Raw genomic sequence first — 15,898 nt, forward strand, 5'->3', positions numbered from 1 at the left:
TCAGTCCGGCGGCGTTACGCAGCCGCTTGTTGTAACCCGACTGCTGAGGCAGGTACCGAAACAGGTGCCCCAGATGAGCGTGGGCGTAGCGCAGCCAGCGGGCTTCGGAGGTGTGGCCCAGCAGTGCCTGCATCACCGCGAGGGTGACCAGTTCGGCATCGGTCAGGCTGGGCACGATGCCGACCTTCGGCCGCCACGGCGCTAATCGAGGTTGCGCCCTGAGCAAGTCGTCGGTTCTGACGTAAAGTGCGGTCGCGAGGGTGTCAATGTCGGTCGTCACAACCCGTACATCGACACCCTCGCTTCGCGTCTCTAGACGCCTACCCCTTGGACTTACTCATCTAGGCCAACCCCGCCGATCACCACCGGCAACAGCCGCTGTGCGACTCGACGCGCCACATCAGGAGCCCGATGTACGAGAAGCTCGGCCAATCGCGGTCCTAGAACTGTAGCCGCCAACGCACTGAGCCCAGCGGCGACCACCGGAACGGTCTGCCCGCTAGGCCCGTTCAGTAGCGCCAGCAGCCCCGCGATCTCGCCCGAGATGCCGAAGACGAGCCCCACCGCGATGGAGGTTGCCGCATGTATCCGATGGATAGGCTGCTCGCTATCCCTACGGATGAACTGGTCAGCCATGATGGCAACGACGAGCACTGGGATGACCTGGACCGCAGCGTTCGCGAACTGCGGTACCCCTACGTCAGCCATGTTGAGTTCGTCCTATCGAGCAGGCGGCGCTAGCTGGCGTCGAGCTGTAGACAGAAGCCAGCCGCTACAGAACGAATTAGCAGAAGTTGTAGTCACTCGCTTAGTCACTCAACACGAACAGAGAGGGCGGAGCCGTAAAGGCTCCACCCTCTCTGACCTGCTGTTTCGACCGTCGGGACGACAGGATTTGAACCTGCGACCCCTTGACCCCCAGCCAAGCTGCTGACCTGCATAAACAGGTACGTTGAACAAAGTTCGGCGCACTTGACGCTTGATCAAGTGGGTTAACCGCCGTTGACTCCAGCCCCGAAGATCCACTCCTTCTCGGAACCGCGGAGCACTCGAGCCACTGACCCTCACACTGTCAGTTTGGTCCACAAAGGACTTTTACCAGCACAAACACTAGACTCCGTCGAAATCCAACGCAACTAGCCGCCGTTCAGCGCCGTTGAGCGCCGTTCGGCGACGTTCCGCTACAGGTACTGCTCCAGTTCCGCTCCAGTACGAACAGTGTGAGACTCGCCGTCAGCATCACAACGAGTCGCCGTCAGGTTGGGCGGGTCACGACGGTGCGATGAACCGAAAACGGCCCCCTGGCAGGTGAATGAGTTCCAGGGGAAGCCGCGCACCCCTGGGGATCTGCCCGACCCGGGACGCCAAGCCGGACTTCATCCGGCTGGGCCTGATCGAGGGCATCTCCGACGGACTGGCCGGCACCGCACGGCTGGCCGGCAGCGCCTGGCCGACGCCCCCAGGAGGCGGCGCCGGATCGGGGTCGGCGGCTACACCGCCACCGCCGGGCTGGCCACGCTGACCGGCGCCGCGACCAGCTCATCTCACCGCCTCGGCTGAATCACATCCGACAACGCCTGGACTTCCGCAATGGACGTCCGACTGCGACTCCGATGCCGCTGCGAGCACCGATCTGACACCCGGTCACCGTGCTCGCACGATTGGTGCACAGTGGAGTACGGGCGAACTACGGGCAGCGCGGCGAAAGTGACAACCCGTACGATGCCTGTGGCGCAGGTCGCGCCCTCACCGCCTGCGCCCTGATCAATGGGAGAACACATGACCGTCCGGCGGCCGAGCGAGCAGATGCCCGCTCTGGAACGCGCCAGGGCTCACGCGGCGCACGTCCTCGGGCCAGAGACCGCCGAGCGGCTCGCCATGTTCCACAACGGTGTCATCTACGTCATTCCCGGTAGATGGGCGCGGTTCCTGGCCTGGCTGGTGGACGTCGTCGTGTGGGTACTCAGCATGGGAATCGGCTTCTTCGTCGCGGCCGTCGTGGCCGTCGCGGCCGACCTGGACAACGAGACGGGAGCCCCGATTGGGGGCGTGATGCTGTTCCTGACGCCGTTGCTGTACAGCGGGTTCTGCTTCCGCGACGGCCGCGCGCTGGGCGGGGTACTCACCGGCACCCAGGTCGTACGCATCAAGGACGGTGGCCGGATCGGCGGCTGGGCAGCATGGGCGATGCTGACGCGAGTCCTGTATCCCCTGCTGATCATCGGCGCGATAATCGGCGCGCTGGGCGGCGGTGGAAACGCCCCGAGTTCGGACAGGGTCAGTGTGGACGCCCGCGCCATCCGCCGGGTCCATGCCGGCGGCATCGCATGACCCGGAGGCGCTGTGCGCGCCTGCTGGCCTTGGTGATCGGCCTGGCGACGGTGGTTGTCGGCACCCTCGCGGCATGTGGCGGCGGTGCCGCGCGTTCGTGCGAGGAGGCACTGACCGCCGCCGCGACCTCCGTGGACGGTGTGGTCGGGGCTGAGTTCACCTGTGAGCGGTCGTTCGGCAACCCGAGCCAGGAGGGGTCGGTCACGATCGCGGGCACCACCGAGACGGCGGTGGTGGCGGTGATGGAGGACGTACTCCGGGCGTTCGCCGCCTCGGCCGAACTGGGTGACGCGTCCGTGGTGTACACCGGGTTCGCCAACGAGGACGGCACCATTTCGGTTGAGCCGGTCGATGCCGGATTCAACGGGACGCCGTCGATCCGCGACCTCCGCGAGCACTACGGCATCACCCCCGGCTGAGGAACGACCGAGTGTCCGCGATGTGCGGGGACGTCGACTGGAGCTGTGATGGGCAGGAGATGGGCGCGCCTGCGGGGTCGGCTCGTGCGGAGGTGGGCCGATGCAGGGCCCGTCAGAGGCATACTCGCCGCGCTGCTCAGCCTCGGGAGAGCGCGGAACTTTGACTGTGAGGACGCGTTCCGGGAGACGGCCCTCGCTGTCGACGGGGTGGTGTCGGCCGAGTTCGACTGCAGCGACATGTTCGGTGGCGGTTGGCAGCGGGGCAAGGTGGTTCTCCGGGCTTCGTCGCGGGAGGAGGCGGGTCGCGTGGTGGACGCGCTGTTGCGGGCGTTCGCCGCCGAGCCGCGCCTCGAACCCCGCTGGTCGACGCCGCAGGAATACCGGAACGAGGACGGGTCGATCGTCGTCGGAGCGGGGGCGGCCGGGTTCCCGGCGGTGCCGATGATCCGTGAGGTACGCGAGCACTACGGCATCACACCAGGGAAGGACTGACCGAATGACGCGGCGTGCGCGATGGTGGTTGTTGCCGGTGGTCGTGGCGGCGGTGCTGCCGGTCTCGGCGTGTTCGTCCGGCAGGGCCGAGGCGTGTGAGGAGGCGTTCGCCGCGGCGGCGTCGTCCGTCGAGGGTGTTGCGTCCGCGGAGTGGGACTGCAACTTCCAGTTCGGCGGCGGCTGGATCCGTGGTGACGTCGTGCTCGAAGCGACCACCGAGGACGAGGCCGTCGTGGCGGTGGACGAGCTCCTGCGGGCCTTCGCCGCCTCGCCCGACCTCGAGGACGGCTGGGCAACACCGCAGAAGTACACCACCAAGGACCCGTCGATCATCGTCAGCGCGGGCGACGTCGGGTTCGCCGCTGTGCCGAACGTCGGTGAGGTACGCGAGCACTACGGCATCGCACCCGGCTGACACCGCGGACAGAGTTCTGGGTCTCTGTCGGCTCGGCGTGAACGCGATGGCGTGGGCGTGGACATCGAGGATGGCGGGAGGCCTGAGGAGCTGGCCAGCCGGGGCGTGTTTCTCGGCTCGGCGAGCTACGCCGAGGTGGTGCCGCGGTTGTTCGCGTAGGCAGACGTCAGCTCGCGAACTTCGGTCTCACCCCTGACAGCCACATCCAGATACCGTCTTGGCGTCCACCACGGTGACGTTCGGGTCGACCGACTGCTCGCCCGGCGTGCAGCATGCGGAAACGCCACAGCATGAGTCTTCACCCTGCGCCACAGCCGTTGCCGCAACGCGCTCGGTGTCGAGAGGCTTCACCGCGCGAACGATTGCTCCATGCATGCCGTCCGCGGCCTCGTACGTCGGGGTGATCTCGATGCCGGTGAACCCGGCGGCTTCGAGGCCCTCGCGGTATTCGGTGAAGGTGAGGGCTCCGGCGATGCAGCTGACGTAGGAGCCGCGTTCGGCCCGCTCGGCGGGCGTGAGGTGGTCGTCGGCTGGGAAAACGATCTTCGCGCAGAGCTTGTTGCCGCACGGGCCGCACACCACGACATCAAGGTGCCGCTCGGCCGGATGCGGGTCAGGGAAGACAAGGTCGAGCTGGCGAAACTGCTGTGGCCGGTCCTGCGCACCAGATGCGAGACCGAGTACGCCAACGGCGTCACCCAGACACCAGTGCTGCGGCTCGTGCTCGAGGTCCAAGATCTCGTGGACCAGCTGCGCGGTGTCTTTGCGCTGCAAGGCTGATTCTGCGCCGCTAGCACCTACAGCGGCACAAGCATGTCGTCCACATCGACTAGCACGTGGCCGTCCACCAAGGGGCATCAGGCCTGCGGTCAGAACCGCAGGCCGAAGAGGCCGCCATCGTCGCCGTGGTCGGTAAGGCGTTCGGGCAAAACAAAATCCTCGATAGCACTACCGTCGGGCAGTTCGTTCGGAGTTTCGTCACTGTTGAGGGTGACGATGTACTGGAAGCCCTCGGCCGCCGCGTATTCCGCACCCACCTGAAGAGCCGACGCACGCTGACGTTCGTCGACACCGTCAAACAGGTGGCTGTCGTGGACTAGAAAGCCGGGGCCGCGTTCCTTGCGGGACCACAACGTGATCAGGTCTAGGTCGAAGCAGTAGACCTGCATGTTGGTGATCCCTTTGCTGCGCCCGCGGGGAATGGTGGCAGTGATCTCGGGTCCGTTGTCGGTCGCGTTGACGACCAGGCGGTCATGTTGCTGGTCGGCGTAGAGACGTTGGGATAGTCGCTCGAAGATCACAAATGCCGGGCGCAGCACCTGTTGCCGTTCGGCCAAGTCACGCGTCAGAGCGGCGGCAAGTCTTTGGCGTTCGAGCCGAAGCTCACCCTGCTCCGATTCGAGTGTGATGGCGTTGTCGTAGCGGTGGCGGAGCTGTTCGACACGGACTTGCCACTTGGCGACGTCGCGTTGCAGTTCGAGCAGTGTCTCTGCGTTCTCCAACGGCTTGGTCGCACCGATCGCCTGCAGGAATCCAGGACCCACCTCGGCCCAACCGATCAGGAGAAGCGGGCCGACAGCATCAAACGCCGCCTTCCTGTACTCACCTACGATGACCGGATCGGCCACGTTCAACGCCAGCGTGACAACGCTCGCGAAGATCAGCAGCCAGCGGGCCGGACGGAGCACGTCGGGGGAAACACCGCTGAGAGCCAGGTGCCTCGTGCCAAGCAGGAGCCCAAGAATCGAGAGATCGACGGCAGGCGCGACGAGCGGCGCCACCCAAACCGGCACGCCCAGCCGAAGGCCCAGGCTCAGCACGTTGCCGAACCCGAACAAGAAGGTCAGCCCCACGACCGCGGCCATGATCGCCGTAACCGCCCGGACGACCACGTCACCAGCGCTGCGCTCCACCTGGCCGCTCATCGCCCACCACGCGGTTCGTCCACGACGAAGCTGCTCTCAAGCACCAACTTGCCGGTCAGGCGCTTGGCCGAAGTAGTGAGCAGGTCTGCATGGCGCCTAGCCCACGCGACGCGCGGTTCAGCTCGTCGGCCGGCACCGGCCGCCCGGCGAGCAGCAGGTGGGCCAGCAGCATGCGCTGTACCGGCCCGCCGAGGTGGTGGCCGCGCTCGCCGTCCCACAGCTCGAACTGACCCAGCAACCGGAACTCCATCGCCGACCCCTCCCCGTCACCCGTGTCGCCCCGACGGCGCGCAGAGCGCTGAGCACGGGCTGAGTGCGCGCTGAAGGCCGCCGGTTCAGGCCACGGCGGGGAACGCCTCCCTCAGCTCCTCGAACAGCAGGTCGTGCCGCAACCGGCCGAACGTCGTCACGCCCGCCATGAGCGTGTCGCAGACGGCCCGCAACGGGTCCTCCTCCAGTGCGCGGTACACGGCCATCAGTGCCATCGCCTGCTGGAGGTAGCGGTCGCCCTTGCCGTGCGGTCCGGCCACGAACGTCTTCGGGATCCGTTCGTCGGTCATGAGGCGTTCCCGGACCACCCGGCCGTCGTCGAACGGCGGTGGCAAGGGCTCGTCCCGGTCCATCGCGTCCAGCGCGGGCGCGATCCAGTCCACGTCGGCGAGCTTCGCCTGGACGCAGGTGCGCCTGGCCACCCACCGGGCGATGTCCCGCTGGGCCGCCTCGTCCGCGTCGGCGATCGACTCCACCAGCCCGCGGTCCAACCGGGCGAGGCTCCTCACGGAACCGCGCAACGGCCGCGGCCTCTCGTTCGGCAACCACTCGGCCCGGTCGCGCTCCTCGCCCCTCGACCGCGCCGGCGCGTCGGCGCGTTCCTGTTCCTCCCGCGCGCGGCGCTCGACGGCGGCCCGCTGCGCCTCGGGCGGCGGCGGTGGCTGCTCGCGGGCGAACTCGTGCCAGTAGGCGGCGTGCGAGCTGGTCTGCCGGACGATCCGGTCGGGCTCCGGCGGCGCGGGCCAGAACTGGAGGAGGTAGCGTTCACGGGACGGCTCGCCTTCCTTCGGCTCCCCGGTGCGGGTCTCGTCCATCGCGACGGCGCAGTAGCGGACCCGGTAGTCGACCGGCTCCAAGTCCTCCAACGGCCAGGTCTTCGTGTTCGCCCAGGCGACCAGGTGCACCGGCCCGGCCGGGCGGTACGACACCTCGACGACCTCCTCCCACTCGCCACCCACCGGGGGCTCCTGCTCGTGCAGCTCCACGGTGAAGCCGACCTCGCCGGCCTGCAGGCTGACGATCAGGAACAACCCGCCCGGGACGGCGGCCCCGCACAAGCCGTTGACCTGGCCGCCGAAGCACTCACCCAACTGGGACGAGCCGTCCTCGGGCTTGACGTAGAGCTGCCCGTAGTCCACCCAGGCCGCACCGCTCATCAGCGTCCGCACCTCGACCCCTTACCTCGGCAGAACCTTCGGCCGACATCATGTCGGCGATCACCGACAAACCGGCCGCGTCCCGGCGTGAAAGTAATTCGTTGCGGTCGACCGCCCAGGTTCACCCGGTGCGCTGAATCCGGCGACCACCGGCTAACCACGTCCCAGCAGGCCGCCACTCGCCGGGTGTGCGGCGCGTTCTGCGCTAAGCCGTCCATTCGCGACCGGGCCGGCTCTCCGGCCTCATCATGTGAGTGAAGACCATGCCCGTCGTGCGGGTCCCCGTGATGACCAGTACGTGCTCAACCACACCACGCGCTTCCTGGCCTGTGACACCGGCGACGTGGTCGAGCCGTTCCACCTGCCGGTGGTCGACACCCACTGGGACGGTTCGTCGGCGGAGACCTCCTACCGCTTCAACGACGTCACGTTCGCGCACCGTAACGACGCGGTTCCTCGGCGACTTCTACCACAAGCTCAGCCGGCCCGAGCGCGACCGGCAGTACCCGGCTCCGGCCGCTGCGTCGAGGTACCGGGGTCCTCCCAGACCAACGGCGCCCAGGTCGCCCTGCGTGACTGCACCGGCGGCGCGAACCAAACCTTCGACACCACCTCGTCCCGCCAGGTGCAGGTGTACGGCACCAAGTGCCTCAACGCCGCCGGCAGCGGCACCACCCCGGGCACCGCGGTCACCATCTGGGACTGCAACGGCAGCGCCGGCCAGCAGTGGAACGCCGGCGCCGACGGCACGATCCGCGGCGCGCAGTCCGGCCTGTGCCTCGACGCCACCGGCGCCGGAACCGCCAACGGCACCCTCATCGTGCTCTGGACGTGCACCGGCGCGTCAAAACAGCGGTGGACCACCACCGGCGGGCCGAACCCGACCACGACCACCACAACCCCTCCGGCGGGCACCACCCCCGTCGCCCGCCACGGACAACTGCGCGTCTGCGGCACCACGATGTGCGACAAGAACGGCGCGCGCGTCCAACTGCGCGGCGTGAGCAGCTTCTGGCTCAACTGGGAGAACCCGGCTTACGCCGAGAACCTCTCGGCACTGCAGTGGATGCGGGACAACTGGAACCTCCAGGTCATCCGTGCCGCGATGGGCGTCGAACCCTCCGGCGCCTACCTCAGCAACCCGGCCAAGGCACGCGCCCAGGTCGAGACGATCATCAACAACGCGGTCACGGCCGGCGTCTACGTGATCGTGGACTGGCACGCCCACGAAGCCCAGAACTCGCGGTCGCAGGCGGTCGCGTTCTTCAGCGACCTGGCACGCCGCTACGGCCACCTGCCCAACGTCATCTGGGAACCCTGGAACGAACCCCTCCAGGTCAGCTGGACCAGCGTCATCAAGCCCTACCACCAGGCGGTCGTCTCCGCGATCCGCGCCTCAGACCCCGACAACATCATCGTGCTCGGCACCTCCAGCTGGTCCAGGACGTCGACCAGGCCGCCGCCAGCCCGGTGCCGGGCACCAACCTCATGTACACGCTGCACTTCTACTCCTGCTCGCACACCACCGGCCTGCGAGCCAAAGCCGACACCGCGATCCGCGCCGGCCTCGCTCTGTTCGTCACCGAATGGGGCGCAAGCCACGCAGACGGTCAGCACACCGATGTCCGGCCCTGCCCGCGCGGGGTGGGACCGGGCACCGCAGCCGCTCGGAGCATCCGTCGTCATCGGTCGAACCAGGACGGGTGACGGCCGGACCTGCCTGCCAGAGGCACAATCCTGGATCGACTGGATGCGCACCAACGGCATCTCCTGGACCGCGTGGAAACTCCACACCGGCACCGACTCCACCAACCTGCTCAGGGCGGGTGCGCCTGTGAGCGGAGGCTGGAACAACCACCTGCACGGCCACGCGCCCTTCGTCGTGGCCGGCATGAGGTGACGCGACTCCGAGCGCGGATGCCGCGTGACGAGCACCGCCACGCGGCATCCGCAACTCGCTTGCTCGGCAACAGCCCGGTCGCAGTGCTTCGGTCAAGACTGACCATGCTCACTTTGTTGCGCACGACGAATCGCACAGAGACTGACCCGTTCGGTCTAAGCGCGGTGATACCCCCGTGCGCTCGTCGCGATGATCGGGATACTCGGGCCGTGCGTTGGGTGGGATTCGCGTTCTTGGCAATGGCCGCGCTGCTGGCGGCCGTCGCGGCGACCGTGATCGCGGTCGCGGTGAACGTGGCGACCGGCGGCACGAGTCCGTGGTTGCCGTCGGTCGAAACGCGTCCGCTGTGGTGGGTGGCAGGAGGTACCGCGGCGGTCGCGGTCGCGGGCCTGCTGATGTGGTGGGCGCAGCGGCAGGCTGACCGACGGCTGGACGAGCTCATTCCCGCGGCACTGCGCATCGAACCGTGGGTGGTGGATCGGCCACTCGAGGTCGGACGGGTCGTGCGGGCACTGCGCCGGCGCCGTGGCGCGGTCGTCGGCATCACCACCGCGGTGCAGGGGGCCGGTGGGTTCGGCAAGACGACGGTGGCGCGGCTGGTGCGGACGGACCGGCGGATTCTGCGGCGGTTCCGCAACCGGGTGTACTGGGTGACACTCGGCCGCGACGTGCGGACCGGTGGCGCGATCGCGACGAAGGTCAACGACCTCATCGCGCGGATCGACCCCGACCGCCCGGTCGCCTTCACCGACCCGCTGCAGGCTGGGGAGCACCTCGCCGCGCTGCTGGCCGCGGGTCCGCGACGGCTGCTGATCCTCGACGACGTCTGGTATCCCGAGCAGGAGATGGCGTTCCCCGTCGGCGGCCGGGGCAGTGCCAGGCTGCTGACGACCCGCATCGCCTCGGTGATCAAGGGCGAGTCGGTGCCGGTCCGCGTGGACGAGGTGACCGCCGCGCAGGCGGAAGCCTTGCTGACCTACGACCTGCCGCCGATGTCGCGATCCCTCGTCGACGCACTGATGGTGGAGACCGGACGGTGGCCGTTGCTGCTGCGCCTGGTGAACAAGGTGCTGTGCGACCAGGCGAAGGCCGCGCCGGACGTGGGAGGGGCGGCACGAGATCTGCTGACGAGGTTGCGAAGGTCCGGCGCTTTGCACGTTGACGAGCTCACCGGCGCTGCAGCGCAACGGCTGGACATCAACGATCCCGTGCAGCGCCAGCATGCGGTCACCGCCACCATCGAGGCGAGCACGGACCTGTTGACGTCGCCGGAACGGAGCAGGTTCGCCGAACTGGCGATCTTCGCCGAAGACGAGACCGTCCCCGTCGACCTGATCGCCGACCTGTGGCACGGCACGGCCGCGCTCGACGTGCTGCAGACCCGCGCGCTGTGTGCCCGGCTCGACGAGCTCGCCCTCATCACCCTCACCGAGGGCAGGGCGACCATCCACGACGTCATCCGCGACTTCCTGCTGGCCGAGATGGGCGCCGAACGCGGCACGGCGTTGCATCACGTGCTCATGCGGGCCGTCGCCGAGCACCTGCCGTCCGCGGCTGCACTGGTACCGGACGTGGCGTGCCCGGAGGTGGCCTGGTGGCAGATGGACGTCTCGGCGCGCTATCTGTGGGACCACCTCGTCGAGCACCTCATCGCCGCCGGCTGGACGACCGAGGCGGAGGCGCTGGCCGAAGACCCCCGCTGGATCACTGAGCGGTTGGTCCACTCCGGACCCCAGGCCGTGCATGCCGACCTCTCGCTCGTCGAGACACCGCGGTGCCGGTCGCTGCGCCGGCTCGTCGGTCAGTCCGCGCACCTGCTCACCCCCACCGAGCCGCCGCGGGCCCGAGCGGACGTGTTGTTCAGCCGGATCAGCCACGACCCGCACTGGCGGGCGGCAGCCGACGCGCTCGACGAACACCGGCCGCGGCTGACCAACCGGTGGCCGCTCCCGGATCTCGCCCACCCGGCACAGCGCTGGACCGCGCACGCCGGCTCGTACGAAGGTGCCGTGGCCATCGCTCCGAACGGCAGCTGGATCGCCGTGTCCAACAGGTCGGCGGTCACTGTCTTCGACACTGTCAGGTGGACCGAGGTGGCGACGTTGGCCGGGCACACCGGCCGGGTCCAGGGGATCGCGGTGGCTCCGGACGGCACCTGGCTCGTGACCACCGGCCAGGACTCGACCATGCGGATCTGGGACACCGCCACCTGGACGGAGAAGTCGGTCCACGGGATCTGGAAGCAGGAACTCAGGTGCCCGGCCGTCGCCCCGAACGGGAAGTGGCTCGCCGTACCGGCTGGCAGCGCCGTGCGGATCTGGGACACCACGACGTGGACAGAGACGGCGGTGCTGTCCCACTACGACGCCGACGCGGACCCCCCTCGGCAGGTGTTCGCGGTCGCGATCGCGGCGGACGGCGACTGGCTCGCCGCTTGCGACTCGGGCGGTACCGTCCGGACCTGGAGCGCACGTACCTGGACCAGGATCACCAGTTTTCGCCACTCCGGCGAGAGCCTTCGCACCGTGGCGATCTCGCCGAATGGTGCCTGGTTGGCGAGTGCGGGCGGCATGGGCGGCACGATCCGGCTCTGGAACATGCGCGTCCGGACTCGGCAGGAGAGCCTGGTCGGCCACACCGGGGTGGTGCGCGGCATCGCCTTCGCTCCGGACGGAAGGTGGCTCGCCTCCTGCGGTGCCGACCGGGTCGTCCGGATCTGGGACGTCCGGCGTCGCAGCGAGATCCGCACCATCGACACCGGCCATGTCAACTGGATCAGCACGCTGGCGATCGCGCCGGACGGCACCTGGCTCGCCACGGTCGGAGCGGACGACACCGTGCGCGCCTGGGACACCAGCGCAAAACATGAGGTGGACCGCGATGACCACCGCACGCGCAACGTCAAAACCCTGGTGGCGTGGAGCGACCGGCTCGCGTCCTCGCACGAGGACGAGGCCGATCGTCACCTGGTCCGGTTCTGGGACGTTCGTTCCGGCGCCGAGCTGACTGAGTTCGTGAAACCGGAGGCTCCCGGTGAGCTCACGTATGCCGCGTCCACGCTCGCCGTCAGCGCGGACGGTTCCACGCTGGCCACCGTGGACTCGAGCCGAGTGCTGGCCTGGAGCGCCATCGGGAAACCACGCCGGGTGGACCATCCCAGGCGGACGTTCCAGCACACCTCCTCGGTCGGCGCGGTCGCGGTGTCGCCGAGCGGTGCGTGGATCGCCTCCGGCAGCGGGTGGACCGTGCGGATCTGGCACGTCGCGGCGGGCAGTCTGCTGGTCACCTTCGTCCACAAGTCGCGCTTTGCTCTGCTGACCGAGGTCAGCGGTGTCGTCGTGGCACCGGACGGCGCCTGGCTCGCCACCAGCAGAGGGCGCAGCATCCGGATCTGGGACACGTCCACGTGGACGCAGCTGCGCGAGCTCTCCGCCAGAAGCCCTGCCGTGGAGTGGCCCTCGCTCACGGTGGCACCAGACGGCACGTGGCTCGCGTCGGTGGATTTCCCGCACGGCGACTGGAGTGTCCGCATCTGGGACACCGAGACGTGGGAGCTGCGAGCTGTCCGGCTCGTCGGTGAGACCGGCAAGGTCGTTGCCACGGCAGTGTCTCCGGACAGGCGGTGGATCGCCACCATCGTCGGCGGCACGCTGCGGATCTGGGAGGCCGCCACCGGCCTGCCGGTGGCGGCGATGCGGGTCGAGCATGCGGCGTCCACGTGTGCCTGGACGACTGACGGCCGGTCGATCGGCGTCGGCGGACGGGCCGGACTCTATCTGTTCGACTTCCATCCGGTCAGGGACCGAGGCGGTCGAGCAGCGCGCCTTTGATCGCCGGTCGTGACCCGACCGCGAGCAGGAACCCGGCCTCGCGCAACAGGCGCTGCCCGTGCTCGTGTGCCAGCACCGCCCTGCTCCCGTCGTGCACGACGAGCGCTGCCCGACCCGCGGCCACCAGGCCGGTGCCCAACCCCGCCGTTAGCGCTCCGGTCAGCTCGGGATGGCGCAGACGTACAAGGGCACGACGCACGGCATTACCGCTCATGGCCTTGATCGAGGCGCGCAGCTGGTCACACCATGGCAACCTTGCGGCCGAGTTCCACTTTGATCCCGCCGAGGTGCATCGGCCCCGGCGAATCCGATCTGATTCACCAGGACAAGCCGAGCGCGGCAAGACGCGGCAAGCGCATCGACGCCCGCACGGCGGCGATGGCGGTGGACGGGTGGAAGCTGCGCAGCGCGAAGCTCAAGAAGTCTTTTCGAATGGTTGTTCTCGGGTGAAAGCGGGCATTATGGAGCGCCGCCGACTGTGGCTCAGCTCTACCGCATTAGGCCACGCATTCTTCAGCGCCGACGGCACCGTTCTCTTCGTGGTTGTTCACCAGGATGCGGGCGGCACCATGACGGGCCGCCCGCACCTGTCCTTTCGTGTCAGCCGGTGATGTTCTTCAGGCGCCGCGCCTTGTACTGGTCGCCGCCCAGGCCGTAGCTGCGGGTGCGGTAGTCGGTGCCGTAGCCGCCGCGCTGCTCGTAGGCCCAGTAGGCGGTGCGCTGCGCGTTGGCCCACTTCTCGAAGATCACGACATGGCGGCTGTTGGCGTCACCGATGGAGTCGATGAACAGGTCCCCCATGCGCATGTCGTTCTTGTTGATCGCGACCGTGTGGGTCGAGGAGGCCAGACCGACCGTGTTCGGTCCCGGCTTGGCCAGCTTGGCCGCCATCGCCACGTAGCCCGAGCAGTCGGTGCGGTAACCGCCGTGGGTCTTGCTCTGGCTGTAGGGAATTCGCTTGGCGGTGTGCGGGTTCCAGGACTTGGCGCGCTGGATCATCTCCGTGCGCGATACCGCCGCCGCCGCGGACACATTCTCCGTCGCGGACACGTCCGTCGAAACAGGTGCGGCGGACACCGCCGGCGCCGACAACAGCGCGAATCCGAGCGCGCCGACAACAACCCCCGTGAGCAGCTTCATCATTCTCCCCTAGTAGTCATTCGATGACTGACTGCAATCTCAGAATGTCCATAGTTGACGAAAATGTCAACGGCCGAGTTGCATGTCAACATCGCTATACATGAACGATCTTGACCATTTTTATTGACGAATAAACAACACACTCGTGGAATCACATGCTCAGCACCAAATTCACGCTTCACCTGAAGGAGTGAAAGGCGGGCGGCCGCCGATGATGTATAGCGAAGCCGACATCGCCCAGTACCTACCAGCGGTGACCGGAGGCGCGGTCGACACCCCTGTCCTCAGCCGACCGAGGTCTAACGGCCACCTGGGCGCCGGTTAGGTCTGCGAGTAGTACCCGCAGCTGTGCGTGCCATCGGTCAGGCGAATGCAGACCCGGAACTTGCCGAAGCTAGACCAGGTACCGGTGTTGACCCCGATTTCCCCTGGCGGGACGACCGCCGATGACACGACGTTGTCGTACCAGTTCTGGGCCCGCACCTGCGATCCCGGCGCGGCGTTGTGGATGTTGGCATGCCACGTCCATGCGCCTGCCGGCTCGATGATCCGCCACAACGTGCCTGTCGCCCCGCCCGCCTTGACCTTGGCCATTGACTCGTAGCCCGCCGCACGAAGGTGCTGGTCGCTCACCGCCGCATTCAGTGACGGGACCAACGGCGTGGACGCACGCGCTAAGGCCATCGGATCGGTCGTGGCGGCGTTCGCCGGTGCAACGGTGAGCGTGGCGGCGAGGGCGAGCAACGGTCCCAGCGATGCTGATGTGACTTTGCAAGACATGATGACTCCCCTGATCGACGTTGAGAACGGCAGCCAGCACTTGCCCTACGACGAGCTGACCCCGGCTTTCTGCCTCGACCGTGCGGCCACCGTTTCGAGGTAGCGGTCGAGATTTGCCGCGAAGCTGGATCTGAGGACCGAAAGGCCTAACGACATCCAGCACTTGGCTGCACACAGGTTGTAGTCGGTCAGTCTCGGTGCGCAAGCGTGTCCCGGTTGCTTCAACTCATTTGGGACCGCTAGGTTCCTGACCTGCTGGGACATGTCCGTCCCGGGACAGGTGCCGTCGGTCGAAGCATGCCGTCGGCCCGGCGTGAACGAGGTCTCGATGGCTGGTGGCCAGCAGAACGAATCCGACCCTGTGCGCAGCCTGGCCAACGCGCTCAGCACTCTGCAGCGGGACTCCAGACGTCCGCTCCGGTCGCTGGAAGCCGAGATTCACGTGAGCGACTCGTCGCTGTCGCGATACCTGCGCGGGCACTGCGTCCCGCCGTGGGAGGTCGTGCGCGCCCTGTGCACGGCCCTGGGCGCGGACCCCGCCGAGTACCGGGCGCGCTGGGAAGCGGCCGATGCGGTTCAACCCCGCACAGCACCGGAGCCCTCACCGGAGCCCTCACCGGAGACGCCGAACACAGCGCCCTCCAGGACGGGCCGCGGGTGGTTGTGGGCGTTGGCCGGTGGCGGTGTTGGCGCGGCGCTGGGCAGCGTGATCACCCTGACGTTCGTCTCGACGGCCACCACACCGACACAGCCGAGCGCGGGCATACACGGTTCCGCGGGCCTGGTCTCCGCAGCTGGGGAGAATCGCATCTTCGTCAGCAGGGCCACCGGCGCTTGCCTGGATGACAGCCTGGACGGCGGACTGAGAACCTATAGCTGCAACGGTATGAGCTACCAGCGGTGGACACCGCAGGCGGCCGGGGACGGCACCTATCGGCTCAGCAACCACGCCACGGGCGCGTGCCTGGACCTCAGCCCCACAGGCCTCCGCAGCGCCACATGCGCCGAAACAGATTCACAGCGGTGGAAGATCACCGTCTCGCAGGACGCCGCCGAAGTCCGCAGCACGGTCCACGATGCGTGCCTGCACGACAGCAACGCAGGCCTGCAACTGGCTCCATGCGATCAGTCCCGCAACCAGCAGTGGGGATGAGCGAGCGGCGACGAAAGCCAAGCGCCGATGCCTGAGACAATCGACGACGCGACGGCCCCGAACACGCGCGCCACCCGCATGAACGG

Annotated in this window: 16 protein-coding genes and 3 pseudogenes; 10 read left to right on the forward strand and 9 right to left on the reverse strand. The window is 67.9% G+C overall.

The window, feature by feature from the left end; all coding sequences use genetic code 11:
- A pseudogene (locus LX88_RS44815) lies at positions 1–280 on the reverse strand (IS982 family transposase); the annotation flags it as partial.
- A gap of 1,032 nt (positions 281–1,312) precedes the next feature.
- On the opposite strand from LX88_RS44815, the gene LX88_RS42365 reads away from it, so the two are divergent.
- The 5 genes from LX88_RS42365 to LX88_RS42385 all read left to right on the forward strand — a co-directional run bounded on the left by LX88_RS42365 (position 1,313) and on the right by LX88_RS42385 (position 3,657).
- On the forward strand, positions 1,313–1,522 hold the full coding sequence (locus LX88_RS42365; RefSeq protein WP_258953390.1) for a hypothetical protein: 210 nt from the start codon (positions 1,313–1,315) through the stop codon (positions 1,520–1,522).
- Between the two features lie 257 nt (positions 1,523–1,779).
- Entirely contained in the window at positions 1,780–2,331 is a 552-nt protein-coding gene (locus tag LX88_RS42370; protein ID WP_258953391.1) for an RDD family protein, read from the forward strand.
- Positions 2,328–2,750 (forward strand): hypothetical protein, encoded by a 423-nt coding sequence (locus LX88_RS42375; RefSeq protein WP_258953392.1) that lies wholly within the window; start codon positions 2,328–2,330, stop codon positions 2,748–2,750. The genes LX88_RS42370 and LX88_RS42375 overlap by 4 nt, the downstream gene beginning before the upstream one ends.
- Positions 2,751–2,960: 210 nt before the next feature.
- A complete protein-coding gene (locus LX88_RS42380) occupies positions 2,961–3,242 on the forward strand; it encodes a hypothetical protein (RefSeq protein ID WP_258953393.1) in 282 nt (93 codons plus the stop codon).
- Positions 3,243–3,246: 4 nt separating this feature from the next.
- On the forward strand, positions 3,247–3,657 hold the full coding sequence (locus LX88_RS42385) for a hypothetical protein (protein ID WP_258953394.1): 411 nt from the start codon (positions 3,247–3,249) through the stop codon (positions 3,655–3,657).
- Between the two features lie 186 nt (positions 3,658–3,843).
- On the opposite strand, the gene LX88_RS42390 is transcribed toward LX88_RS42385, so the two are convergent.
- From LX88_RS42390 to LX88_RS42410, 5 genes and pseudogenes are all read right to left on the reverse strand, one after another.
- Positions 3,844–4,431, reverse strand: coding sequence for a hypothetical protein (locus LX88_RS42390; protein ID WP_258953395.1), 588 nt, complete (start codon positions 4,429–4,431; stop codon positions 3,844–3,846).
- Between the two features lie 95 nt (positions 4,432–4,526).
- Positions 4,527–4,976, reverse strand: coding sequence for a DUF2326 domain-containing protein (locus LX88_RS44820; RefSeq protein ID WP_258953423.1), 450 nt, complete (start codon positions 4,974–4,976; stop codon positions 4,527–4,529).
- Between the two features lie 189 nt (positions 4,977–5,165).
- Positions 5,166–5,582, reverse strand: a pseudogene (locus LX88_RS44825) (hypothetical protein); the annotation flags it as partial.
- A gap of 55 nt (positions 5,583–5,637) precedes the next feature.
- Positions 5,638–5,832, reverse strand: coding sequence for a hypothetical protein (locus LX88_RS42405; RefSeq protein WP_258953396.1), 195 nt, complete (start codon positions 5,830–5,832; stop codon positions 5,638–5,640).
- An 85-nt stretch (positions 5,833–5,917) separates the two neighbouring features.
- A complete protein-coding gene (locus LX88_RS42410; RefSeq protein WP_258953397.1) occupies positions 5,918–7,021 on the reverse strand; it encodes a hypothetical protein in 1,104 nt (367 codons plus the stop codon).
- 355 nt (positions 7,022–7,376) lie between these two features.
- Between LX88_RS42410 and LX88_RS42415 the strand changes: the two are divergent.
- From LX88_RS42415 to LX88_RS42420, 3 genes and pseudogenes are all read left to right on the forward strand, one after another.
- Positions 7,377–8,716, forward strand: a pseudogene (locus tag LX88_RS42415) (cellulase family glycosylhydrolase).
- A gap of 43 nt (positions 8,717–8,759) precedes the next feature.
- Positions 8,760–8,909, forward strand: coding sequence for a hypothetical protein (locus tag LX88_RS44740; protein WP_372511539.1), 150 nt, complete (start codon positions 8,760–8,762; stop codon positions 8,907–8,909).
- A 209-nt stretch (positions 8,910–9,118) separates the two neighbouring features.
- The gene (locus tag LX88_RS42420) at positions 9,119–12,739 is read left to right on the forward strand and encodes an NB-ARC domain-containing protein (RefSeq protein WP_258953399.1); all 3,621 of its coding nucleotides are present in this window, start codon (positions 9,119–9,121) and stop codon (positions 12,737–12,739) included.
- Here the strand turns inward: LX88_RS42420 and LX88_RS42425 are convergent.
- Positions 12,705–12,953 (reverse strand): hypothetical protein, encoded by a 249-nt coding sequence (locus LX88_RS42425; protein ID WP_258953400.1) that lies wholly within the window; start codon positions 12,951–12,953, stop codon positions 12,705–12,707. The genes LX88_RS42420 and LX88_RS42425 overlap by 35 nt on opposite strands.
- On the opposite strand from LX88_RS42425, the gene LX88_RS42430 reads away from it, so the two are divergent.
- Entirely contained in the window at positions 12,952–13,350 is a 399-nt protein-coding gene (locus LX88_RS42430; RefSeq protein WP_258953401.1) for a hypothetical protein, read from the forward strand. The genes LX88_RS42425 and LX88_RS42430 overlap by 2 nt on opposite strands.
- On the opposite strand, the gene LX88_RS42435 is transcribed toward LX88_RS42430, so the two are convergent.
- Together LX88_RS42435 and LX88_RS42440 are read right to left on the reverse strand one after the other, a co-directional pair.
- Positions 13,340–13,879: a hypothetical protein gene (locus tag LX88_RS42435; protein ID WP_258953402.1), complete on the reverse strand. Its 540-nt coding sequence runs from the start codon at positions 13,877–13,879 to the stop codon at positions 13,340–13,342. The two genes, LX88_RS42430 and LX88_RS42435, sit on opposite strands and share 11 nt — an antisense overlap.
- 321 nt (positions 13,880–14,200) lie before the next feature.
- Positions 14,201–14,659, reverse strand: coding sequence for a hypothetical protein (locus LX88_RS42440; protein WP_258953403.1), 459 nt, complete (start codon positions 14,657–14,659; stop codon positions 14,201–14,203).
- A 313-nt stretch (positions 14,660–14,972) separates the two neighbouring features.
- Here LX88_RS42440 and LX88_RS42445 point away from each other — a divergent pair, with 313 nt between their 5' ends.
- On the forward strand, positions 14,973–15,812 hold the full coding sequence (locus LX88_RS42445) for a ricin-type beta-trefoil lectin domain protein (RefSeq protein WP_258953404.1): 840 nt from the start codon (positions 14,973–14,975) through the stop codon (positions 15,810–15,812).
- The last annotated feature ends 86 nt before the right edge of the window (positions 15,813–15,898 follow it).

Source organism: Lentzea californiensis (assembly GCF_024648825.1).
GTDB classification, from domain to species: Bacteria; Actinomycetota; Actinomycetes; order Mycobacteriales; family Pseudonocardiaceae; genus Lentzea; species Lentzea californiensis.

What these genes read in the sequence shown, in the direction of transcription:
- LX88_RS42365 (WP_258953390.1), top strand. Translation starts at nt 1,313, where the DNA reads ATGAGTTCCAGGGGAAGCCGCGCACCCCTGGGGATCTGCCCGACCCGG.
- LX88_RS42370 (WP_258953391.1), top strand. Translation starts at nt 1,780, where the DNA reads ATGACCGTCCGGCGGCCGAGCGAGCAGATGCCCGCTCTGGAACGCGCC.
- LX88_RS42375 (WP_258953392.1), top strand. Translation starts at nt 2,328, where the DNA reads ATGACCCGGAGGCGCTGTGCGCGCCTGCTGGCCTTGGTGATCGGCCTG.
- LX88_RS42385 (WP_258953394.1), top strand. Translation starts at nt 3,247, where the DNA reads ATGACGCGGCGTGCGCGATGGTGGTTGTTGCCGGTGGTCGTGGCGGCG.
- LX88_RS42405 (WP_258953396.1), bottom strand. Translation starts at nt 5,832, where the DNA reads ATGGAGTTCCGGTTGCTGGGTCAGTTCGAGCTGTGGGACGGCGAGCGC.
- LX88_RS44740 (WP_372511539.1), top strand. Translation starts at nt 8,760, where the DNA reads ATGCGCACCAACGGCATCTCCTGGACCGCGTGGAAACTCCACACCGGC.
- LX88_RS42430 (WP_258953401.1), top strand. Translation starts at nt 12,952, where the DNA reads ATGGCCTTGATCGAGGCGCGCAGCTGGTCACACCATGGCAACCTTGCG.
- LX88_RS42425 (WP_258953400.1), bottom strand. Translation starts at nt 12,953, where the DNA reads ATGAGCGGTAATGCCGTGCGTCGTGCCCTTGTACGTCTGCGCCATCCC.
- LX88_RS42435 (WP_258953402.1), bottom strand. Translation starts at nt 13,879, where the DNA reads ATGAAGCTGCTCACGGGGGTTGTTGTCGGCGCGCTCGGATTCGCGCTG.
- LX88_RS42440 (WP_258953403.1), bottom strand. Translation starts at nt 14,659, where the DNA reads ATGTCTTGCAAAGTCACATCAGCATCGCTGGGACCGTTGCTCGCCCTC.